The sequence below is a fragment of the Prolixibacter denitrificans genome (assembly GCF_003014495.1).
Classification (GTDB): Bacteria; Bacteroidota; Bacteroidia; order Bacteroidales; family Prolixibacteraceae; genus Prolixibacter; species Prolixibacter denitrificans.
The window spans coordinates 207143-229193 of record NZ_PYGC01000008.1 but is presented as its reverse complement, the minus strand read 5'-3'; the positions used below and the strand labels follow the sequence as shown (position 1 = coordinate 229193).

The window sequence follows — 22051 nt, the reverse complement described above, 5'->3', positions numbered from 1 at the left end:
TCGTTTCCCTTGAAAAATAAGCCAAAAGAGACGACAAAAAATAGGAAGATTTAGTTTTCTCACTTCATGCTTACAACAATTTTAGAGAAAAAAATTCAATCTACAAACCGACAAATCAGGGTCAGCTCAAAGTAAAAACGGAACTTTCTCTATTTTTATGTGCCAAAATGAAAATTTTTTATTCTTCATATTTCATATAAAAACATATCTCTGATGCAGAAAACTTTAAAACTTCTTGTGGCCTTTATGTTTATAGGCGCCACAGCCTTTGCGCAAACCCGGCAATTAACGCTAAAAGATGCCATTATTGGTCGGTACGGTCAATACAATCCGGAACGACTTCACCAACTTGCCTGGGTAAAGAATAGTAAGGATACATATTCTTATGTTGAAAAACATAAGTTGATTGGAAAAAATATAAAAGGAAAAGAGGTTGAATATGCCTCAACAATCCAAATTAACAATGCTTTGAGGGCCGCGGGTCAGGATACACTGAAGCGTTTTCCCTCAATCAGCTGGATAAATCCGGACGAAATACTTTTCAGAAATGGTAACCATTTCAACCTTTACCAGCTCAACTCCCAACACATTGCCAAAACAATTTCCATTAAACCGGAGGGAAAATTCGCCGATTTCAATGCGAAAGCACAAAAGGTGGCGTTTACGTTAGATAATAACCTGTGGGTGGCCGATGAAAACGGGATGACTGCTATAACTGATGACCAGAATACAGGAATCGTTAATGGCCAATACGTTCATCGTCGTGAATTCGGTATCACAAAAGGTACCTTCTGGTCTCCCAAAGGCGATTTGCTGGCTTTCTACCGCAAAGATGAAACCATGGTGCGCGATTACCCCATCGTTGATTTTATGACACGGGAAGCGGAGCTAAAACCCGTGAAATACCCGATGGCAGGAATGAAAAGCCACCATGTAACCCTCGGGGTATATAATTGTAAGACTCAGAAGACCGTGTTCCTGAAAACCGGTAAACCGCTGGACCATTACCTCACAAACATTGCCTGGGGGCCTGCTGAAAAGTACATCTACATTGCGGAATTAAACCGGGATCAAGATGACATGAAGCTTAACCAGTACGACGCTACTACTGGTGATTTCGTGAAAACATTATATGAAGAAACCAGCAAAACCTATGTTGAACCTCTTCACCCAATCGTCTTCTCAAAAACAAATCCCAACCACTTTTACCGCTGGTCGCGTAAGGATGGTTATTTCCACGTTTACCTCTACGACACCTCAGGAAAGATGCTGAAACAAATCACAAAGGGCCCATGGGAAGTGACCGATATTCTGGGATTTGACCCAGCTGAAAAATACATGTATTTCGTATCCACCAAGGAGAGCCCGATTGACAGAAATATCTACAAAGTTCAAATCAGCAACGGGAAAATAACCCGGCTAGACAAAGCCGACGGAACGCATCAGGCCTTGTTGAGCGACGATGGAAAATACCTGCTCGATACGTATCAAAGTAAAAGTGTTCCAAGGGTAACCAACCTGATTACCAACAAAGGTAAAGTTGTTAGTAATCTTTTAACAGCTGCAAATACGCTGAAAGACTTCAAATTTGGGAAGAATACCATTTTCACGATCAAAGCAGCCGATGGAAAAACGGACCTTTATTGCCGGATGATCTTACCTGCGGATTTCGATTCAACAAAAAAATACCCAGTCATTGTGTATGTATACGGTGGACCCCATGCGCAGCTCGTCAGAAATACCTGGCACAACAACGCCCGTTTCTGGCAATATTATATGGCACAGAAGGGATACATCGCCTTTACCGTCGACAACAGAGGTTCGGAGAATCGCGGAGCGGCCTTCGAAAACATTATTCATCGTCACCTGGGAATTAATGAAACTGCCGATCAAATGAAAGGCATCGACTACCTGGAATCACTTCCCTATGTCGACAAAAACAGAATTGGCGTGCATGGCTGGAGTTTCGGCGGGTTCATGACGCTGAACCTGATGTTGCGCCATCCCGAAGTTTTCAAAGTTGGCGTTGCCGGTGGTCCGGTAGTCGACTGGAAGATGTATGAAGTAATGTACGGAGAGCGCTACATGGATACTCCCCAGGAAAATCCTGAGGGTTACAAAGAGTGCAACATGCTGAACCATGTTTCTTCTCTGAAAGGGAAGTTAATGTTGATTCACGGAGCCGAAGACCAAACTGTCGTAATGCAACAAAGCATGCAATTCCTGCGGGAGTGTATTAAACAACAGAAACAAGTTGATTTCTTTGTTTATCCTACGTCAGAGCACAATGTCCATGGCATTGACCGCATCCATTTGATGAGAAAGGTTAGTGATTATTTCCTGCAAAATCTATAGTAACAGAAAGCCCCGCTACAAACGGGGCTTTTTTTATCTTTTCATTCTTCTTTTTCTTCTGCGCTCTACCCAGAATCGTTCTCCAATCACCACGAACAAAAGGATGATGATTAATCCAATGAAATAGGGAACTTTGGTACTGAATAGTGGTGTTTGATCGCCAACCAGTACATACCCCAACCAATAATAAGGATGCGCTTTCAACGGATCGGCATTGGCCAAATGATCGAGCTTCGCCTTGCGCAACGCCTCATCCTTCGAGTACCCCTTCAGCAAATATTTATAGAAGTTAATCATCAGCTTGGCGCTGGAAACGTCCTCTACATTCCAAAGTGTCATCACAATACTGGGGCAGCCGGCATACAAGAATCCACGGGCTAAACTGACAACACCTTCACCTTTTCGCAATTTACCGGAACCCGTATTACATGCACTCAGAACTGCCAGGCGAGCCTTCAGTTTCATATTGTAAACCTCATACGTATTCAGCCAGCCATCATTTATCGTGTCGCTTTCCGGTGAAAATACCAGTTTAGAATACATTGGCAAACTATCATTCAAAACCGTATGCATCGCCAGGTGTAGAATATCATAGTTGCCTGCATCTTTTTTGAAATTGCTCTCCGTAGCTTTTGAATTATCAAAAACATCCCCCGAAATCAACTTCGTTATTCCTTTTACCTCCTCTTTGGCTCCCGGCAACGGCGATAAATTCTCCCTTACTCCATCACGAATGGCATTAATATCCACCGTGGCTCCTTTTGAATAGTCAGGTGCAAAAGCAATTAAATTATGAGGTGCCGTGGCATCGCTTTTAAAATACTGGTACAATAACGTTGCTGAGTATGAGTACGAAATCGGAAAGTCCTTAATCAGATAATGCAGCTTACGGAAGTCCATGTGAGTCGTGTCTGGCATGGAACTAATCATCCCATCGAAGGGTAAATAAGCCAGTTTATTATCCGGAATAAAAATCAGCCGGTAGCCCTGAATTTCAGACGCGAAAGGCTGCACTAAAAGCTTGTACAGGCTGTACGCAGAACGGGCATAAGCATTGTAGCTTTTTCGGTTGGTATTCAATACATCCGGATTCCGCAGGAAACCAAGAAAAGTATTAATGTCTTTGTTGTAACCGTCATTGAGCACCTGCCGTTTCACCTCACATTTCTGACTGGTAACAAAAAAAGTTATTAGTTCGCCGGGCTTTCCTTTTTCAGGCTCATTCACAGCATACTCAATCAAGGCATCGCGGTGTTTCAGGTAATTCTGAAGCTTATCTACAGTCACCACATCATCCGAATATTTCAGGTTGTAGTAGTTCGGATAATTTTGCTCAAACAGATGAATCAGGTCAGAGTAGTTTTGCTCCAATTCATAAACCTTCGACTGCCAACGCCCCAGCTTAACGGAGTCGGGCTTTTCTTTATTATTCTCATTGAAAATAAATGCCTTGTAAGCAGCAATCTCACTCTTCAGCGTCTCTTCCTGGTTACGTAGTGAATCCGGAATCCCTCCAAACTTTTGTGCTTTTAAATCTCGTAAAGCTGATAAGAATGTCGCGGATTTGCCTCTTTCCGAAACTTCGAACGCCTGTTCCAGGTAATGCCGTTCACCCGTCTTCTCATACAGCTTCGTAGCAACATCAACCGTCTCAAAATAGGTCGACTGTTCATTCTCCGCCAGCGCCAACTTGCTCTCCTGATTCAAATACCCATTCCTTAAAAGGTGAATTACTTCGATAGCTTGCTCATACGTACTCAACGAATTTTTGAGATATTTCATTGCTGACTCTTGATCTCCTGAATTTGTCTCTACCTCCGCCAGTTGGCGCAATGCATCTGCCTTTCGCTTTAGATTTTCCAACAGCTGACCATTACTATATGAATTCTGAATATCCGGATTTCTTGACCAGTCTTTTTCGTCAAAATCAGGAGAAATTGCTATCAAAGCCTGTTGAAAATAATCCAACGATTTCAGGATTAGGTTTCTCTTTTCCACCAAAAATTTACTCAAATCACTTGCCTTTGCCGACTTTCGAATATAAACGACACCAATATTACCTAGTATGACAGAAGAAGCTTCATTCTTTTCACCGAACTTCTTTTTAGCCAATAACAATGATTTATTAAAATATAATAGTGCGTTATTATACTGATCTTCATTTAAATATGCGGTTCCAATATTGCTCAATATAACTTCTTCGTGATAAAAGTCTTCACCTAGCTTCTCTTTCCCGTATTCATACGCTGAAAAAAGATTTTCCAGAGCTTCCGGGTACTTTTCCATCTTGCTATATACATATCCAGTAGATTCATAATAACTAAGCAATGCATAGGCATTTTTATCCCTACCTTTAAGCTCATTAACAACACTAAAAGCATCAGGATACCTCTTCAACATTGTATAAGCAGTCGTAAGATTCAATAGTAAGGTCAGATAATTTGGACTGTCCAATCGCCTGATCCTTTCAAATATGCTTTTCGAATTTTCCAGATAGGTCAGTGCTGTATTAAAATCACCATTTTGAATATAGAGAAATCCGATATTATTGTACAGACTTGCCAGGTTGGGCAAAGCTTTTTTTCCTACCTGCAAATATATTTTTTCCGCTTCGGAATAATTGTCAATGGCCTCCTTGTCGCGCCCAACCTGCTTGAGTATAATTCCAATATTGGAATACACATTCCCCACCTCTATGGACATTTCACCATACTGCTCCACTCTATCGTCAATTGCAAGTTTGAACTTAGCCAATGCGTCCTCAAAATTGAAATTGCGAAATTCACTCACTGCCTCTGAATAATGATCTTCTTTTTGAATTGAATCAACTTCTCCCCAAGCAGGAATTGTCAAGAGTATAAAAATCCCTAAAATGAGAACCTTTCCACTCCAATGAAAAAACAGATTATAAAGTCTCATAGACCTTCCAAATAAAGTATCATCCACAAAAATAGGTTTTATTATCGAAAATAACGCGACTGATATACCCCTGATTTTTGAACACTTAGATGTTAACTAAATAATTTTTTTGAGTTTTTTCTGATTTAGGGGGTAACCTTTTTAGCTTTTCCGGTATTAACAAATGCAAGGAAACAAATAAGGAACATGTTTAACCATTAAAAGCATTTGTTATGAATTCTCTCAATTTGGAAATTTTGTCTACAGAAGAATTATCAACCTTAAAGGGCGGACAATATGGAACCGTTATAGCTCCGGGCGGTACAATTCTTCAGTAATCTACGATCTAATTTTTCTTTTAGTTCTATAGTTGTTATTTAACCATTTAAATACTCTGTTATGAAATCTATCTCAACCTTCGAAATTCTCTCTAACGAAGAATTATCAACCGTTAAAGGCGGACAAGTAGGGACCGTTTTAGCTCCAGGCGGAACAATTTTGCAATAAGCTAAAACAGCCAAACTGTAATTAAACTGAAAAGATATTAATGGTATTGCCTCGATGGATACATTGAACTAGTGTATTTATCATTTTCAAAGCGTTCTTTACAGTTCTTGTAATATCCTGGCAATAGAATTCAATATCAGAATCAGTAGTTTTTCAGATCTGGTCATTTGACATTATGTATCTGTTCTAGCTTTTTATAATCACCACTCGGCTCTCAAGAAATAAGTTTTTAAATAGATCGTTATCTGCATTTATTCGACAAACGTTACACTGTTTCGTGATTGAAGAAAAGTCTCTCAATTCAAATTTGATCTGAGAGCAGACCTGAAAATGGCAACTAATTAACTCGCTGCAAACCACCTCACAAAAACCCTACATCTTCAGAAACTTATCGTAATAATAAGTTCTATTAATCAAATGAGATTCTTTATTATTGACAACGTCATTCCATCCCTCTCTGTTGCATACCTATTATGTCTGGACAGGGCAAGATTATTCCTCCAATTTTTTACTTTGGTCTACAAAACACTATAGACTTCTCGTCGATTCCATCAAAAAACGATTCCCTACAATAGACTTACAATAAGCACCATACAAACATCACGAACTTTTTTTTTGATTTTTTTCTGATTTAGGGGGTAACCTTTTCCGGTTTTCCGGTATTAACAAATGCAAGGAAATAAATAAGGAACATGTTTAACCATTAAAAGCATTTGTTATGAATTCTCTCAATTTGGAAATTCTGTCTACAGAAGAGTTGTCTACTGTTAAAGGTGGTCAGGACGGAACTGTTATACCTCCGGGTGGTACAATTCTTCAGTAATCTACGATCTAATTTTTCTTTTAGTTCTATAGTTGTTGTTTAACCATTTAAATACTCTGTTATGAAATCTATCTCAACCTTCGAAATTCTCTCTAACGAAGAATTATCAACCGTTAAAGGCGGACAAGTAGGGACCGTTTTAGCTCCAGGCGGAACAATTTTGCAATAAGCTGAAAGAGCCAAACCGTAATTAAACTGAAAAGATATTAAGCGTATTGCCTCGATGGATACATTGAACTAGTGTATTTATCATTTTCAAAGCGTTCTTTACAGTTCTTGTAATATCCTGGCAATAGAATTCAATATCAAAAGCAGTTTGAAGCACTTGGAAGAAATTGAATTACACATTAGTCTCTTTTTGAAGACTTCTTAGAGCCTTGATAAAGCTGATAGCATCGGTAGCTGCATTCTAAAGCACCGTTGTAGAGCGTCATCTTTTCTGCAGGCCGTAAACCAACACTTTTCAAGCCATCTTTCGAGCTGGAAATCATCCAGGCTTCAAAGCCCGGAAAATTGTTTTTAAGGCTATCGCCTATCATCTGATAGAGTGCACGCAATGAAAATGGCTTCAAGCGTTCTCCGTAAGGCGGATTAGTAACAATAATTCCATTTTCGAATGGCGGTTGAAGCTGAGCAAAATCCATCGTATCCACTTCAATATATTTCGACAATCCCGCATTTTTAATATTGGCACGTGCAATTGCCACGTTACGGGTAGAAATATCAGAACCTACAATTTGCCCATCGAAATCTTTTTCATAGTCGGCATTGTAGATTTCTTCGAACAACTCCTCATCGAAATCCAGCCAACGCTCGAAACTAAACGATTTACGATACATCCCCGGAGGAATTCCCAAGGCAATCATGGCTGCCTCAATCAAAAGTGTTCCTGATCCACACATTGGATCGAGGAAATTCTTTTTTCCATCCCATCCGGATAACAAAATCATTCCAGCACCCAATACTTCATTAATAGGCGCTTCGGTTTGTGCCACACGGTAACCACGCTTATGGAGCGATTCACCAGAGCTGTCAAGAGAAACCGTACATTTATTTCCGGTTAAATGAACATTGATCCGGATATCCGGATCTTCAGTATTGACGGAAGGACGTTTGCGGGTCTTTTCCCTAAACTGATCGACAATCGCATCTTTCACCTTCAGAGAAACAAACATGGAGTTGATGAAAAGCTCAGAACTGACTACACTGTCAACGGCGATGGTTTTTCCAAGCTCGATAAATTGGGACCAGTCGATTTCTTTTGCACCGGCGTACAAATCTTCCCGATCGTTCACATGGAATTCTGCAACGGGTTTTAAAATACGGAGCGCTGTTCTCAGACAAAAGTTGGCTTTGTAAAGAGTTTCTTTTGTACCTTCGAAGGTTACAGCACGTCTTCCTTCATTAATATTTTCAGCCCCCAGTATTTCGAGCTCACTGGCCAAAACGCCCTCTAAACCGGCGAACGTTTTGGCAACCATCTGAAACTTTTCCATCAATGCAGTCATTTATCCATTAATTTGCCCGGCAAAGTTAACCGAATCGCGGATAAATCAAACCGCAAGCCTAAATTCCACTCCCATCCACAAATTCAGCTTGTCGGCTCTTCACCTGAACAACCTTGGAGTGAGGAGGCAAACTATTGGTAACCCACACGTTACCACCAATAACTGAATCGTGTCCAATGGTAATTCGCCCCAAAACGGTCGCGTTGGAATAAACCACCACATTGTCTTCCACAACCGGATGACGAGGAATTCCCTTAATCGGATTACCATTTTCGTCAAGCGGAAAGCTTTTCGCGCCAAGCGTAACCCCCTGGTAAAGTTTCACATTTTTACCAATCACACTGGTTGAACCGATGACGACACCTGTTCCGTGGTCAATACTGAAATATTCTCCGATCTCAGCGCGGGGATGGATATCGATCCCGGTTTCAGAGTGAGCCATCTCTGTAATAATACGCGGAATGAGTGGGACTCCGAGTTTCAACAGATGGTGGGCAATACGATAATTGGAAATAGCCCGGGTGGCCGGATAACAGAAAATAACTTCTCCGATTCCGTTAGCAGCCGGGTCGCCCAAGTAGGCAGCATTCACATCAGTGGTCATAACCCGCCTGATCTCTGGCAAACCTTCAATAAATTTAGTGGCAATCTGAGAAGCATCTTTCTCCAGCTGCAGCATCTCCGGACGTTCGTTGTCACTGCATGAGAAACATAACCCAGCCAGAATCTGCTCTGAAATCAGCTCAAATACTTCATCAATCATCACCCCAATGTAATACTCAATAGTCCCGAGGTTTAAGTTGATGTCGCCAAAATATCCTGGAAAAATGATCTGTCTGATTTTATCGACCATTTTTGCCAGTTTATCAATCGACGGCATGGGCTCTCCCAAGCGATGTTCGTGACATACCAAATCATAGGACTTGGGATCCGACAACTCCCTGATGGCTTTTGTCAAACGGTTGTCTATATCTTTCTGATTAATCTTTCTCATGATGATTACTGAATAATGGGGTGCTTAAATATCGTTCTCCTGTATCGCAAATAATGGTTACAATTCGCTTGTTCTTGTTTTCCGGCCGCCTGGCAATTTCGATTGCTGCATAAACATTCGCGCCCGATGAAATTCCACAAAAAATTCCTTCTTCCTTACTCAGTCTTCTGGCTGTTTCGTATGCGTGGTCATTCGAAACGCAACAGACTTCATCGTAACTCGAGGTATTCAACACTTCCGGAATAAATCCGGGCCCAATTCCCTGAATTTTATGTCCTCCCGGCTCTTTCCCTGATAATATGGCCGAATCTTCCGGCTCTACAACCATGGTCCGGATTTTCGGATTCAGTTTTTTCAGTTCCTCGGAAACTCCCGTTATGGTTCCTCCTGTTCCAGCTCCGGCTACAAAGATATCCACCGTACCATCGGTATCGTTCCATATCTCATAGGCAGTCGTTTTCCGGTGCATTTCGGGATTCGCAGGATTGGTAAACTGCATGGGAATGAAACTATCCAGGATTTCAGCTTGCAATTGTTCGGCCTTGGCAATAGAACCCTTCATTCCTTCCTTTCCGGGAGTTAGAATGACTTCCGCTCCGTACGCCTCGATAATCATACGGCGTTCTACCGTTGCTGTTTCAGGCATGACAATCTTCAATGCATAACCTTTCGATGCACAAACCATGGCCAGACCAACACCGGTATTTCCGCTTGTCGGTTCAATGATGGTTGTATGTTCGTTGATTAATCCATCCCGCTCAGCGGCCTGAATTAGGGCCAGTCCCAACCGATCCTTCACCGAGCCTCCTGGGTTAAATGACTCTAGCTTCACCAAAACTTCGGCTTCTATGCCCTTGGTCAATTTGTTTAACCGGACCAAAGGAGTTTGGCCAATCAATTCCGTAATGTTTTGTGCAATCTTCATGTGGATTCTTTTCAGCGCCAACGGCGAGGGTTTCGACAACGAAGTACATGTCCGAAAAACGCCATCTGACAATACAGGCAAAACTAAAAGGTAAACAAGTGAGACCTGTTAAGTCAGTCTCAAAAAATGTTACCCCTATTTAAAGTTACCGATATTTTGTATGTGATGCTAACAAAAGTGACCGGTTATGGTTTCATAATTTTTCGTAAAGAAACTTCAGGGCATTGTTCAAACGGGCCTCACCGGTACCTGAAACAATCGCATAAGGAAATCCGAAAGACTCTATTTCGCGGCAATACATATCCATTAGTTCATCGCGCTTTTCCCCACCATTCTCACGAACAGAATCCGGAATCCAGGGCAAATCGGTATCGCAAACCAAAAACAGATCAATGTGGGATTGACTAATGTGCTCCTTTATCCAGTCCGGACATTCACCGTACACCACTTCAAACCAAATTTTTGTAATGATCAACCAGGTATCAAAAAACAGAAATCCATTTTGGGCTTTCGCCTGAAATTCTTTTTCCTGCAAAAGCTGATGTCGGGCAATGGTCTCGACATCGTCCCGGGTATAAGGCCTTCCAAGATTTTCCACATAGTTTCGGGCGTACTCCGGAACCCAGGTTGTTTGATAATGCTCAGCCAATCCCCGGGCCAGTTCTGTTTTTCCGGTAGATTCTGGACCTGTTATGACGATATGTTTTATTTTCTCTGCCATAAATTACCGGTTGTTTGCTAAATCTTTTCGCCACTCAATAAAACCAACTACGGCCATGACGGTATAAACGAAGAATAAAACGGTTGTGGCATACAAACCTTTATAAATATACAATCCCAACGAAACAGCATCAATAACTACCCAAAGCAACCAATGCTCAATTTTTTTACGGGCCAACATCCAGGTAGCAACAATACTCAGGGCTGTCGTAAACGAATCCCAGTAAGGAACCGGAGAATCCGTGAAATTGATCAGTATATATACAATTCCGACATACAACAGCAGATTAACAATAAACAGCTTTACCCAAAGGACAAGTGAGGTTCGGGAGACCTTCAACTCACCATGATTGTTGCTATTGCCGTTTCCGTGAAGCCAGGCGTACCATCCGTAAATACTAATGACGACGTAGTAAACCTGCAAGCCCATATCGGCGTAAAACTTCGATACAAAAAAAACATACACGTAGAGTGCTGAAGAGAGCAACCCCAGCGGCCAGGTCCAAATGCTTTGCCGAATAGAAAAATAGAGATAAGCCAGACCTGAAATGGTTCCGCTTACTTCCACCCAATGCTCCTGTAACCAGGATAATATTTCAGTCATTGCTGCACATAAAAGAAGTCCGGCTGAGATGGCCGGACTGTTATTGTCTTCTCACTATGACGACTTACCGCCCGAGATATTTATCGTATAATTTGCTGTCTGAAAGTACCTCAATAGCTTTCTTTATGGCCTTATCATCCTCATTCATAATCTGGAAATAAGTGCCATTATCATACAAATCGCGGGCAATTAGCGCCTTGATCTGTTGCTTCAGCAGATTCTCCGAAACTTCCGGATTTTCTTTCTCCGGCTTAATTCCTTCCTCATCTCCTTTCGCCACCAGCTTCTGATACATCGCATCACTTACAGCGTAATCCTTGTTAAATGCGTCGAATGTTTTGTACTGTTTCAGCAGTTCTCCACGATTTTTGTCCATGTATCCGACTACAAACGGGAACAATACATTCTTTCGAACCAACTCGTTGTAGTAACGATAATTCACCGAGGTATCCATTGGAACAAAAATATCGGGCATAATGCCACCTCCGCCGTACACTTTCCGCTTGGTAACCAACGTGTGCGTCAGCAGTGAATCGGGCAAATTGATGCTGTCGCGACTGAAGAATTCGCCATGCTCGAACCGTTCCAGATAATCGTTCCGGTATTCCTTTATTCCTTTCGAATAAGGTTTCTGAATATTTCTGCCGGAAGGCGTATAATAGTGAGCCGTTGTCAGACGAATCATCGAGCCATCACTTAGCATAAAAGGCTGCTGAACCAATCCTTTTCCAAATGTCCGGCGACCAATTACCACGCCGCGGTCCCAATCCTGAATAGCACCTGTGACAATCTCACTGGCCGAAGCCGAACCTTCGTCAACCAGAATAACCACCTTACCGTTTTCAAAGTCACCACTTCCGGTAGCAAAATATTCCCGCTTGGGCGAATGGATTCCTTTTGTGTAAACAACCAGACGATGATTGGGCAGGAACTGGTCGGCCAAATCAATAGCCGCACGCAGGTAGCCTCCTCCGTTACCACGAAGATCGAGTACCAAGCCTTCCACTTTGTTTTTATTTTGAAGGTTATCCATCGCCTTCAGAAACTCGTCGGGAGTGGTAGCGGCAAAACGGTTCAACTTGACGTAAGCAATATTCTTGTCCAGCATGTAAGCTGCATCGAGACTGTGAATCGGGATTTTATCGCGAACGATGGTGAAATCCAGTAGATTCTTCTCTCCTTTTCGTTTGATCTGAAGATTCACTTTCGTCCCCTTGTCACCGCGAAGCATATCGAATACGTTCTGATTCGTCAACCCGATGCCCGCAATATTCTTACCATCGACCGTTACAATGCGGTCGCCGGGACGAAGGCCAACTTTCTCCGAAGGTCCTCCGGGAATCGTCGTCAACACCATCAACGTATCCTGGTGAATATTGAATGAAATGCCAATCCCTTCGAAATTTCCCTGCAACGGCTCGTTCATCTCCTCCACCTCTTTTGCAGATATGTAAACCGAGTGTGGGTCTAAATCGGAAAGCACTTTCCTGATGGCATCTTCGGTGAGCGATTTCAGGTTGGTTGTATCGACGTAAAATGTCTGGATCAGACGAAGCACCCGCCCAAATTTAATAGCCTGCGACTGCACATCGTTTTCCTGCGCCTGCACCGGAGAAGGAACCAGCAGAGCCGTGAATACAAAAAGTAATAGGGATAATTTCAAATATCTCATAGTCATCAAATTTTCAACGGGCTACAACTTAATCTGACAGCCATCGGTTTTCACAAAAATAACACAATTTCACCCGAAAATAACCTGATTCTTTCAAACAGGCTTTCAGATTAACATTAAATAACCTTTTGGCGAGGATTTTTCTCTCCAACATGCTATTGATTAGTAAACTGTTTTCGGGTTAGTAAAGTTTTAATCTTCAATCGAAAAAATCTCCCGGATGAGCGCATCGTATTTTTGATGCAACACCTTGCGCTTCAATTTCAACGTTTGCGAGAGTTCGCCCGTACCCTGCGACCAGGTATCAGCTACCAGCTTGAAGCGTTTAACCTGCTCGTTATTTCCCAGCTTTTTATTCGCCTGACGAACTTCTTTCCGCAACAGCGCGTCAATTTCGGGATGCTGAATCATCTCCTCCCGGTTACTGAATTCCAGCTTTTTCTCTGCGGCAAATTTTTCCAATGCCTCAAAAGCAGGAACAACAATCGCACTGGCAAACTTCTGATTTTCGCCAACAACGAGCACCTGTTCAATAAAATGTGAGCCTTTCAGGATATTTTCAACAGCTTGCGGAGCTACATATTTACCCGATTTCAGTTTGAAGATCTCTTTCTTCCGGTCGGTGATGCGCAGGAATTTACCTTCGTCGAGCACACCAATATCGCCGGTATGAAACCAACCTTCGTCGTCAATCACTTCGCGGGTCATCTCTTCTTCCTTAAAATAGCCCATCATCAGTCCGGGCCCTTTGGCCAGTATTTCGCCGTCTTCGGCAATTCTGGTTTCCGTACCATTATCCAAGGCCGGACCAACCGTTCCCAACTTGACACGAGAATCATCCATCGGGTCGTTCACAAAAATCACCGGCGAGGTTTCAGTCAGACCATAACCTTCGTAAACGCGCATACTGGCCATCCAGAAAAACTGGTGCAGGTTGATTTGCAATGCCGAGCCTCCAGAAACCATGTAGTTGATGCGACCACCCAAAGCTTCGCGCCATTTCGAGTAGATAAGCTTATCGAAGAAATTGAATTTCAATTGGTCGACGGGATTGAATTTGATGCCGACATAGAATTTCCGGGTGAATTTTATCGCTTCGTCGAAAATCCACTTCTTCACGCCAGTCAAATCCTTACCTACTTCCATCACGCGTTCGTGTACTTTCTCCAGCAGACGCGGAACCGTGTTAAAGACATGCGGACGAATTTCTTTGATATCGCGGGCAATCGTTGCCAAACTTTCGGCATAGTAAACCGACAAACCGTTGATCTGGAAATTGTAGTTCATCATGCGCTCGTAAACATGACAGAGCGGCAAAAACGAAAGCGCTACATGCGACTGTCCCATGGCACGCGGTCCATGCCCCAGTTTGTATGCAGTCGCCTTGGAATTACTCATCAGGTTTTTGTGCGAAAGCATTACTCCTTTGGGCGTTCCGGTGGTTCCGGAAGTATAAATCAGCGTCAGCAAATCATTTTCATCGATGCTGCCTTTTATCTCCTCTACCTTTTCTTTCATCTCCGGCAGCAGCTCTTCACCCTTTGCCACAAATTCATTCCACGAACGGGCATTGTCAACTTCGTTGAAGGAATAAATTCCTTCAAGTGACGGTGTAGCTGACTGCAATTCATCCAGTTTTGCCTGAATGCTGCGGTCGCCCACAAACAGGTATTTCACGCCGGCATGGCGGAGAATATATTTTTGTTCATCGAGGCTGAGCGTTGGATAAACCGGTACGTGAACAATTCCGGCCTGCGCCGCTCCCATGTCGAGCACGTTCCATTCCGGACGGTTACCTGAAATCGTAGCGACCTTGTCGCCTTTCTCCAGTCCCAGGTTAAGCAGTGCACAGGCTACGGCATCCGATCGACGCACATAGTCGGCGGCCGACCAGGGCTGCCATTTTCCATTCTCTTTCCGGGCGAAAGCCACTTCCTTCTGGCTGTACTCTCCCCGGTAAAGATCGAGGATATCAAAAAGTCTTGTTAAGTTTTGCATGGTTTTCAAATTTCAACCCCAAAAATAGCTTTTATCAGGCATATTTCCTTTTCGGAATATAAAACGAAAAAGTGAGAGGTATTGAGCATCAAAAGAATGCCAAAACATTTTCATTAACAACTATTCTTACTAGCAAACTATCAGCCACTTCCTTTTGAATCTGATCAAATACAATCAACTAATTCCGCAACGTCGCTTTCAACCGAAGCGGGTTGATCAACAATTCCAGGGCGTCGGTAATGTGCCGGCAAACCACATCGGCACTCAGCAGTGTTTTTATAGCAGCTCCTTCGGCCTGCAGCAAAACAATCCCCAGTTCGGCACTCGCCAGCATCAGCGCATCATTCAAGCCGTTCCCGATGGCCACCACATTTTCTTTTCCCAAACTCGTCACAAATTGTTCTTTCTGCTTATCCTGCTCTTCCTGTTGGATAACCGAAACCTGGCAGTTAACTCCGGCCAATTCCTTTTCCACGGTTCCGAATGTATCAGCTGTCAGCACAAAAATTTCGAGTTGCTCACTCAATTGATTCAGCAGCGGTTCGAGGCCCGCTATCAATTTTCCGTCAATCGCCAGGGTGCCATTGTAATCAAGCACCAAACATTTCACCAGTATTTCCCGGCTTCCGGGAATATCAATCGTCATCATATCAACTTTTTTCTACGAACAAATATTCTTTATTGCTTCACCACAAAAAGGCCCAGTATCGCTCCGATGATTAAAAAGAAAACAAATGCCGCCAATCCCGAACGGATAGCCAGCTTACGGGGATACTCCTTTTCGGCAAAATGCTTCACCAACTCACTGTACGTAATCAAGTACGTTATAATGCCGGCGATTACTCCGAAGGACACACCAAACAATAGAAAAAATCTGATGAACTGATTCCACATTTTTCAGAGTTTGAGAAAAAAACATCACTCGGGGAGGGGCAGCAACTTCAGAAATAACAAATCTCGCAGCTGTTTCGTTCTGACAAAAGCGTATTAAACTTAACGTAAAATTACCGCTAAAAAGAGCAATCCAATCGAAAAGTATCCGCAAATTGCGTTTAGTATAAACTTCTCCTACCACAGATGCGTTTTAATGCGGATTATCTGGATAACGATTCCGGTAGGATGAAGCAACCAGGACTTTCACTGTAGAATCATCGTTTTATAGATTCCGGGCAACCGGATTTTACACAAGAGATTGTAAATCGTGACGATACGCGACAAAAAAGCAATATACAGCAGGCTGTCAATCCTCCTGCTCCTATTATTCCTCACCGGAACTGTTCAGGCACAAACCACCGAGGTTAGGGGAACCATTACCGATGCCGGCACCAACGAACCGGTACCGTATGCCAACATTGTGTTTAAAGGCACCACCATAGGCGCCATCTCGGACACAACAGGGCATTACCGGCTGTCGTCCAAGTTGTCCCTTTCGGTGATACAGGTATCTGCCGTAGGATACAAAATGCAGGAGATCAGCCTTAAGCCCGGCGCTCAGGTTATCAATATCCGACTGGTGAGCGAAACTTACAATATCGACCAGGTAGACGTTACTCCACCGGTGAATCCGGCCCATGCGCTGCTGCGAAAAATCATCGCCCGGAAGGACATCAACGACCCGAAGAAATTTCCCGATTACCAGTGTAAAGTCTACACCAAGATGGAAATCGATCTGAAGAATGTCAAGAAGCCGAAGAAAGGCTCCAAACTGTGGGACCAATTTGCCTTTGTATTCGCACACCTCGATACCCTGAAATCGGATGGAAAGACTTACCTGCCGGTGTTTATGACTGAAACCTTTTCGGATTACTATCACCAGCACGATGGTGCCGACCACGAACGGGTATTGGCGACCAAAGCCTCGGGAATGACCACGAGCATGATTACCGAATTCACCGGAAAAATGTACCAGGACTTCGATATTTATGCCAACTACCTTCACGTATCGGATATTGGACTGGTATCGCCGCTGAACAATCACGGGCTGTTGTTTTACCAGTATTACCTACTCGACAGCGCCATGGTAGATGGCCACAAAGTGTACGAGGTATCGTTCAAACCCAAGCAGATTCAGAGTCCGACCTTTACGGGAAAATTCTGGGTCGCCGATTCGACCTACGCCATTACCAAAGTGGCCTGGAAACTGTCGAAGAAAGCGAATATCAACTTCGTCAACACGCTCGACATCGACAAGGAGTTCAGATACAGCGACGGCCGGTGGCTACCCCGCAAGGACATGATTTTTGCAGACATTAACCTGCAGAAGAATAAAGAAGCCAAGATGATTGGCATCATGGGGCGCAAAACTACCTTGTACGATTCATTGCAGTTCACCCCGCCGCCGAAGGATTTAAAAAAGATGAAACGGGAAATCAGCGTGGCCAGTGACGCTTTGGAAAAAGATTCAACTTTCTGGACGGATAACCGCCCCGAAAAACTCAGCAAAAGCGAATCGCAAATTTATTCGATGGTCGACTCCATTAAAAATGTGCCGTTGTTTAAAACCGTTGCTGACTACATTCATATGTTTTACTACGGGTACAAAGATTTAGGCCCGGTGGAACTCGGCCCGTACTACTACATGTACAGCTACAACCAGGTGGAAGGGCAGCGCTTCCGGTTGGGCGGGCGCACTACCATCGATTTCAGCAAAAACTGGCGATTCAATGGCTTTGGCGCTTACGGTCTAAAAGATAAAGATTTCAAATACGGCGGCGGCGCTGAATACTTCTTCAAAAAAGATCCCGAATTCTCGCTAAACGCCCAGTATAAGCATGACTATCAACTGTTGGGGAAAAGCAGCAACGCGTTTATGGAGGACAACATCATGACCTCGCTGCTAAGCAAGAACCCGACCACCAGGCTGAACATGATGAATCAGTTCAACTTTACCGTGACCAAAGAGTGGGTGGGCGGATGGAAAAACCAATTGCAGTATAGCTATAACAAGATGTACTCCGGACCATATGTGCCTTTCGTGGATCAAAACGGGAATCCGATTGACCACTTCGAGTCGGGAGAACTTACGCTGAAAACGCGGTATGCACCGGGCCAGCATTACATGCAGGACGATTTTGAGAAGATTTATCTCGATACGAAGAATCCTATTTTCAACCTAAACCTGACCGTTGGCCGGAAAGAACTGGGCGGAGATTACAACTATTACAAGGCCTATTTCGATATGTACGATAAGCTTCCCGTCAGTCCGTTCGGCTACACCACTTACCTTCTGCGTGCCGGGAAAACATGGGGAACCGTTCCTTTTCCTTTGCTGAAAATCCATGAAGGAAACGAAACGTACGCATACGATATTTACGCCTACAACCTGATGAACTACCAGGAGTTTGCCAGCGACCAGTGGGCCAGTTTGTCGCTGGAGCAACATTTCAATGGATTCTTCCTGAACAAAATTCCGCTGATGCGGAAGTTAAAGTGGCGTACCGTAGCCGGACTAAAAGTGCTGGAAGGTCGCCTCAACAATGACACGCAAAACGAGATGCAGCTACTTCCCGGCATGACCGGACTGGGGAAAAAGCCTTACATGGAAACGTCTGTGGGAATTGAGAATATATTAAAACTCCTGCGTGTTGATGCCGTTTGGCGGATGAATTACCACAATCCGGATGTCACGAATTTGGGGATATTCTTTTCGCTACAGTTTTCATTATAAATTGAAAATTGAGGATTGCGGATTAAAGATGTTCACATACTTGCGGTCGAAACAACATTCATTTTTCAATCCAAACAATCGCGCGACCGCGGGGGGGTGCCGCATCAACGCATCCCAGGGTTGAAGCCATGGGCAATTCATCTTCATGGTTTCAGTTGCCTTCGGCTTTAGCCGGAGGTTGATGAGTTCAGATATTTTCCGGCTTTAGCCAAATCTACTGAAGTTTGTCTGAAATGCCGATGTTGATTTAAGGATGTCATCCCTCGAAGGGATGACATCCTTATAGCCTCGTTTTAGGTTTATAAAAACACGGGCCATCCGAATCAGACAGCCCGCTGAATATTAATTGAACAAATGCAATGCTACTATTCCTGATTTTTGATCACCTTGAAAGGTGTACTGCCAGGCTGACCAAGAAGTTCTCCGTTGTACCACACTTTGGTGATACAAAAATTACCTGACTGGCTTTCCCACTCGGTTTTGATGGTATCAGTAACAGCATCGCTTAATTGTAAATAAGCAATAGACACTCCAATCTTATTACCATCTTTTTCACCAATTACGCCTTCCACCGTATCCGTAGAGAAGCCAATCCATAAACGCTTAGGTGTCGCCTTGATAAGCCTGAGATCCCGCGGAGCATCCATATGCGGATCATAAACTTCAACTTTCTTATCATGCTTCAGATAATAAAGTCTCATATCATCAAACGCAAAGGAGCCGGGCGTCAACGTATCGAGTAAATCTTCATGGTTTTGATTGAGGAAACTTATTTCCGCTACTGCTCCAATGTGGGTCCCCGATTGGGGTACATTGTCTCTTGAACAGCTCATAAAAGCAGATAGGATGAAAAAGAGAGGCAACAATTTCTTCATAATGTAGATATTTTTTGGATTTGGGTATTGATGCGTTATGTGGAACATAATGCAAGTTAAAATAATTATGCTTCTATAAAACTACACAACAAATATCTACCCCCTTCATTTTCAGCATTTTTTGATGAACGTACGGATCTGGTATGTGAACGGTCGATTCTGTGTGGTGAATGGAAATTATTATGAAAAATAGAAAACAAAAACGGGCCATCCGAAGTGGACAGCCCGCTGACAATATATTTTCAAGGTGATTATTCCCATTCGATGGTGGCCGGCGGTTTGGAACTGATGTCGTACACCACGCGGTTAATGCCACGCACTTTGTTAATGATATCGTTGGAAACTTTGGCCAGGAAATCGTACGGAAGATGAACCCAGTCGGCCGTCATACCGTCTGTAGAGGCAACTGCCCGGAGCGCCACCACGTTTTCGTACGTCCGTTCATCGCCCATTACGCCTACAGACTGTACCGGCAGCAGCATCACACCTGCCTGCCATACATCGTCGTAAAGCCCCCACTCTTTCATGGTATTGATAAAAATCGCATCAGCTTCCTGAAGGATGCGCACTTTCTCAGGAGTAATATCGCTAAGAATACGGATACCCAAACCCGGTCCCGGGAACGGATGACGTCCCAGCAACGAAGCTTTAATATCGAGCGCCTTTCCCACACGCCGTACCTCATCTTTGAAAAGCAGCTTCAGCGGCTCCACCACCTTCAGGTGCATCTTCTCAGGCAATCCGCCAACGTTGTGGTGTGACTTGATGGTAGCTGAAGGGCCATTCACCGAAACCGATTCGATGACATCGGGATAAATGGTACCCTGAGCCAGCCACTTCACATCCTGTATTTTGTGTGCTTCCACATCGAACACTTCGATGAAATCGCGGCCAATGATTTTGCGCTTCTGCTCCGGATCGGTCACGCCCTTCAGGTCGTTCCAGAATTTCTCCTTCGCATCCACACCAATCACATTCAATCCCATGTCCTTGTAGGATTCCAGCACATCTTCAAATTCATTCTTTCGTAACAACCCGTTATCCACGAAAATGCAGGTCAGGTTCTTCCCGATGGCTTTGTGCAGGAGCACACCGGCCACACTCGAATCGACACCGCCCGACAAACCGAGCACCACTTTGTCGTTACCAAGCTGGTCGCGTAACTCCTTCACGGTCGTTTCGATGAACGATGCAGGTGTCCAGTCCTGTTTGCAACCACAGATGTCAACCACGTAGTTTTTCAGCAATTCGCGGCCTTCGGTGGTGTGATACACTTCCGGGTGAAACTGAATCGCGTACGTTGTTTCGCCTTCAATTTTGTAAGCAGCATTCTCCACATCCGAAGTGGAGGCAATCACCTGGTAATTCTCCGGCATCCGAACGATGGTATCGCCATGTGACATCCAAACCTGCGTATCCAGGTTGATACCTTTAAACAGGTCGTTGCTCTGGTCTATGTATTTCAGGTTGGCCCGGCCATACTCACGACTGTCTGAAGGAGCGACTTCGCCGCCAAAGAAATGCGCCATGTACTGCGCGCCGTAGCAAACGCCTAAAAGCGGCATCTTTCCTTTTATCTCCTCCAAATCGATGCGCGGCGCCTGTTCATCGCGAACCGAGAACGGGCTTCCCGAAAGGATGACACCTTTCACTGACTCATCGATTTCCGGAAAATGGTTGAAGGGATGAATTTCACAATAGACGTTCAGTTCGCGAACACGCCGCCCGATCAGCTGAGTGTACTGGGAACCAAAGTCGAGAATCAAAATTTTCTCCTGCATGGTGTGGAATTAAGAGGGTTGTGAATTTTGCCGCAAAGATATGGATATTTTACTGATGCTGAAAAAGAGGGGGTGCACCCGAAAAAATCTTTGCAATTTCTTCACACGGTCTGCCATTTTGAAATTACTTCAGCTTTAATACCGGCCATTTTCACGTCTTCACGAAAGTGAACAAAAAGAAAAAAGGGTCCTTCGGCAACAACCGAAAGACCCTTCCTAAAGAATCTATGTAAAATAACTTAATTAAAAAGCAGCTCCTGCAGCAGCGCCAATCGTCACCGCAATAATGACCAACACATACAGGCCAATAATTACGATGGTCATGATACCCATAAATTTGAAAGTCCGGCGAAGATTCGCAAACGCCTGCGTCAGGATTTCCTCATCGTTTCCGATCAACGCTTTGCGGGTTTCCGTCGAAAACTTATACAGGAACCAGCTGGGAATAAAATAAATTCCTCCCATGATAACGTATATCACCGAAACCGCCATATAAGGAATGCGCGGCATGGGTGCCGTTCCTCCTCCCATCTCTCTGAAAACGGACATAAACGAGCCCATAAACAATCCGGCTACGACAATCAGCGCCGTAACAACAAAGCCAATGATAGCCAGGAACTGTGCCCATTTTGCCGTCTGGCTAATCTGACGAAGAGCATCCTCTGACAAAGTAATGCCCTTGTTTTCTATCAATTCCATAGAACTAATTAATTGAGGTTAAACA

The 22051-nt window shown here is 43.8% G+C and carries 18 protein-coding genes; 5 read left to right on the top strand and 13 right to left on the bottom strand.

Annotated elements, in window-relative coordinates; genetic code table 11:
• Positions 1–213 precede the first annotated feature (213 nt).
• On the top strand, positions 214–2355 hold the full coding sequence (locus CLV93_RS15205; protein ID WP_106543063.1) for a S9 family peptidase: 2142 nt from the start codon (positions 214–216) through the stop codon (positions 2353–2355).
• 33 nt (positions 2356–2388) lie between these two features.
• Here the strand turns inward: CLV93_RS15205 and CLV93_RS15200 are convergent, their stop codons facing one another.
• Positions 2389–5145 carry a CHAT domain-containing protein gene (locus CLV93_RS15200; protein WP_170108972.1) on the bottom strand — a complete coding sequence of 919 codons (2757 nt, stop codon included), beginning with the start codon at positions 5143–5145 and terminating at the stop codon, positions 2389–2391.
• Positions 5146–5486: 341 nt separating this feature from the next.
• Between CLV93_RS15200 and CLV93_RS20705 the strand changes: the two genes are divergently transcribed.
• The 3 genes from CLV93_RS20705 (at position 5487) to CLV93_RS20695 (ending at position 6752) form a co-directional block, all read left to right on the top strand.
• Entirely contained in the window at positions 5487–5591 is a 105-nt protein-coding gene (locus CLV93_RS20705) for a lactococcin family bacteriocin (protein WP_106543061.1), read from the top strand.
• Positions 5592–5652: 61 nt separating this feature from the next.
• Positions 5653–5760, top strand: a complete 108-nt coding sequence (locus tag CLV93_RS20700; protein ID WP_106543060.1) for a lactococcin family bacteriocin — start codon at positions 5653–5655, stop codon at positions 5758–5760.
• An 884-nt stretch (positions 5761–6644) separates the two neighbouring features.
• Entirely contained in the window at positions 6645–6752 is a 108-nt protein-coding gene (locus CLV93_RS20695; protein WP_106543060.1) for a lactococcin family bacteriocin, read from the top strand.
• A gap of 178 nt (positions 6753–6930) precedes the next feature.
• Here CLV93_RS20695 and CLV93_RS15180 read toward each other — a convergent pair whose 3' ends face one another.
• The 9 genes from CLV93_RS15180 to CLV93_RS15140 all read right to left on the bottom strand — a co-directional run bounded on the left by CLV93_RS15180 (position 6931) and on the right by CLV93_RS15140 (position 15898).
• Positions 6931–8079, bottom strand: a complete 1149-nt coding sequence (locus CLV93_RS15180) for a THUMP domain-containing class I SAM-dependent RNA methyltransferase (protein ID WP_170108971.1) — start codon at positions 8077–8079, stop codon at positions 6931–6933.
• Positions 8080–8149: 70 nt separating this feature from the next.
• A complete protein-coding gene (locus CLV93_RS15175; RefSeq protein ID WP_106543058.1) occupies positions 8150–9085 on the bottom strand; it encodes a serine O-acetyltransferase in 936 nt (311 codons plus the stop codon).
• Positions 9072–10010 carry a cysteine synthase A gene (gene cysK / locus CLV93_RS15170; RefSeq protein ID WP_106543057.1) on the bottom strand — a complete coding sequence of 313 codons (939 nt, stop codon included), beginning with the start codon at positions 10008–10010 and terminating at the stop codon, positions 9072–9074. The genes CLV93_RS15175 and cysK overlap by 14 nt, the downstream gene beginning before the upstream one ends.
• 193 nt (positions 10011–10203) lie before the next feature.
• Entirely contained in the window at positions 10204–10731 is a 528-nt protein-coding gene (locus CLV93_RS15165) for an AAA family ATPase (RefSeq protein ID WP_246187213.1), read from the bottom strand.
• Between the two features lie 3 nt (positions 10732–10734).
• The gene (gene pnuC, locus CLV93_RS15160) at positions 10735–11334 is read right to left on the bottom strand and encodes a nicotinamide riboside transporter PnuC (protein WP_106543056.1); all 600 of its coding nucleotides are present in this window, start codon (positions 11332–11334) and stop codon (positions 10735–10737) included.
• Between the two features lie 64 nt (positions 11335–11398).
• Complete coding sequence (locus CLV93_RS15155) at positions 11399–13006, bottom strand: S41 family peptidase (RefSeq protein ID WP_106543055.1); 1608 nt, start codon at positions 13004–13006, stop codon at positions 11399–11401.
• A gap of 192 nt (positions 13007–13198) precedes the next feature.
• Positions 13199–15004: an AMP-dependent synthetase/ligase gene (locus tag CLV93_RS15150; RefSeq protein WP_106543054.1), complete on the bottom strand. Its 1806-nt coding sequence runs from the start codon at positions 15002–15004 to the stop codon at positions 13199–13201.
• Positions 15005–15182: 178 nt separating this feature from the next.
• Positions 15183–15653, bottom strand: coding sequence for an HAD family hydrolase (locus CLV93_RS15145; RefSeq protein ID WP_106543053.1), 471 nt, complete (start codon positions 15651–15653; stop codon positions 15183–15185).
• A 29-nt stretch (positions 15654–15682) separates the two neighbouring features.
• The gene (locus CLV93_RS15140) at positions 15683–15898 is read right to left on the bottom strand and encodes a hypothetical protein (RefSeq protein ID WP_106543052.1); all 216 of its coding nucleotides are present in this window, start codon (positions 15896–15898) and stop codon (positions 15683–15685) included.
• Between the two features lie 307 nt (positions 15899–16205).
• On the opposite strand from CLV93_RS15140, the gene CLV93_RS15135 reads away from it, so the two are divergent.
• Entirely contained in the window at positions 16206–18671 is a 2466-nt protein-coding gene (locus CLV93_RS15135; RefSeq protein ID WP_170108970.1) for a DUF5686 and carboxypeptidase-like regulatory domain-containing protein, read from the top strand.
• A gap of 365 nt (positions 18672–19036) precedes the next feature.
• On the opposite strand, the gene CLV93_RS15130 is transcribed toward CLV93_RS15135, so the two are convergent.
• The 3 genes from CLV93_RS15130 to CLV93_RS15120 form a co-directional block, all read right to left on the bottom strand.
• Positions 19037–19546: a hypothetical protein gene (locus CLV93_RS15130; RefSeq protein WP_106543050.1), complete on the bottom strand. Its 510-nt coding sequence runs from the start codon at positions 19544–19546 to the stop codon at positions 19037–19039.
• 251 nt (positions 19547–19797) lie between these two features.
• Positions 19798–21327 carry a glutamine-hydrolyzing GMP synthase gene (guaA, locus tag CLV93_RS15125; RefSeq protein ID WP_106543049.1) on the bottom strand — a complete coding sequence of 510 codons (1530 nt, stop codon included), beginning with the start codon at positions 21325–21327 and terminating at the stop codon, positions 19798–19800.
• A gap of 243 nt (positions 21328–21570) precedes the next feature.
• Positions 21571–22026 carry a DUF5362 family protein gene (locus tag CLV93_RS15120; RefSeq protein WP_106543048.1) on the bottom strand — a complete coding sequence of 152 codons (456 nt, stop codon included), beginning with the start codon at positions 22024–22026 and terminating at the stop codon, positions 21571–21573.
• Positions 22027–22051 lie beyond the last annotated feature (25 nt).

What these genes read in the sequence shown, in the direction of transcription:
- CLV93_RS15205 (WP_106543063.1), top strand. Translation starts at nt 214, where the DNA reads ATGCAGAAAACTTTAAAACTTCTTGTGGCCTTTATGTTTATAGGCGCC.
- CLV93_RS15180 (WP_170108971.1), bottom strand. Translation starts at nt 8,079, where the DNA reads ATGGAAAAGTTTCAGATGGTTGCCAAAACGTTCGCCGGTTTAGAGGGC.
- CLV93_RS15165 (WP_246187213.1), bottom strand. Translation starts at nt 10,731, where the DNA reads ATGGCAGAGAAAATAAAACATATCGTCATAACAGGTCCAGAATCTACC.
- CLV93_RS20705 (WP_106543061.1), top strand. Translation starts at nt 5,487, where the DNA reads ATGAATTCTCTCAATTTGGAAATTTTGTCTACAGAAGAATTATCAACC.
- guaA (WP_106543049.1), bottom strand. Translation starts at nt 21,327, where the DNA reads ATGCAGGAGAAAATTTTGATTCTCGACTTTGGTTCCCAGTACACTCAG.
- CLV93_RS15155 (WP_106543055.1), bottom strand. Translation starts at nt 13,006, where the DNA reads ATGAGATATTTGAAATTATCCCTATTACTTTTTGTATTCACGGCTCTG.
- CLV93_RS15120 (WP_106543048.1), bottom strand. Translation starts at nt 22,026, where the DNA reads ATGGAATTGATAGAAAACAAGGGCATTACTTTGTCAGAGGATGCTCTT.
- CLV93_RS15130 (WP_106543050.1), bottom strand. Translation starts at nt 19,546, where the DNA reads ATGAAGAAATTGTTGCCTCTCTTTTTCATCCTATCTGCTTTTATGAGC.
- CLV93_RS15140 (WP_106543052.1), bottom strand. Translation starts at nt 15,898, where the DNA reads ATGTGGAATCAGTTCATCAGATTTTTTCTATTGTTTGGTGTGTCCTTC.
- CLV93_RS15150 (WP_106543054.1), bottom strand. Translation starts at nt 15,004, where the DNA reads ATGCAAAACTTAACAAGACTTTTTGATATCCTCGATCTTTACCGGGGA.
- CLV93_RS20700 (WP_106543060.1), top strand. Translation starts at nt 5,653, where the DNA reads ATGAAATCTATCTCAACCTTCGAAATTCTCTCTAACGAAGAATTATCA.
- CLV93_RS15175 (WP_106543058.1), bottom strand. Translation starts at nt 9,085, where the DNA reads ATGAGAAAGATTAATCAGAAAGATATAGACAACCGTTTGACAAAAGCC.
- cysK (WP_106543057.1), bottom strand. Translation starts at nt 10,010, where the DNA reads ATGAAGATTGCACAAAACATTACGGAATTGATTGGCCAAACTCCTTTG.
- pnuC (WP_106543056.1), bottom strand. Translation starts at nt 11,334, where the DNA reads ATGACTGAAATATTATCCTGGTTACAGGAGCATTGGGTGGAAGTAAGC.
- CLV93_RS20695 (WP_106543060.1), top strand. Translation starts at nt 6,645, where the DNA reads ATGAAATCTATCTCAACCTTCGAAATTCTCTCTAACGAAGAATTATCA.
- CLV93_RS15145 (WP_106543053.1), bottom strand. Translation starts at nt 15,653, where the DNA reads ATGATGACGATTGATATTCCCGGAAGCCGGGAAATACTGGTGAAATGT.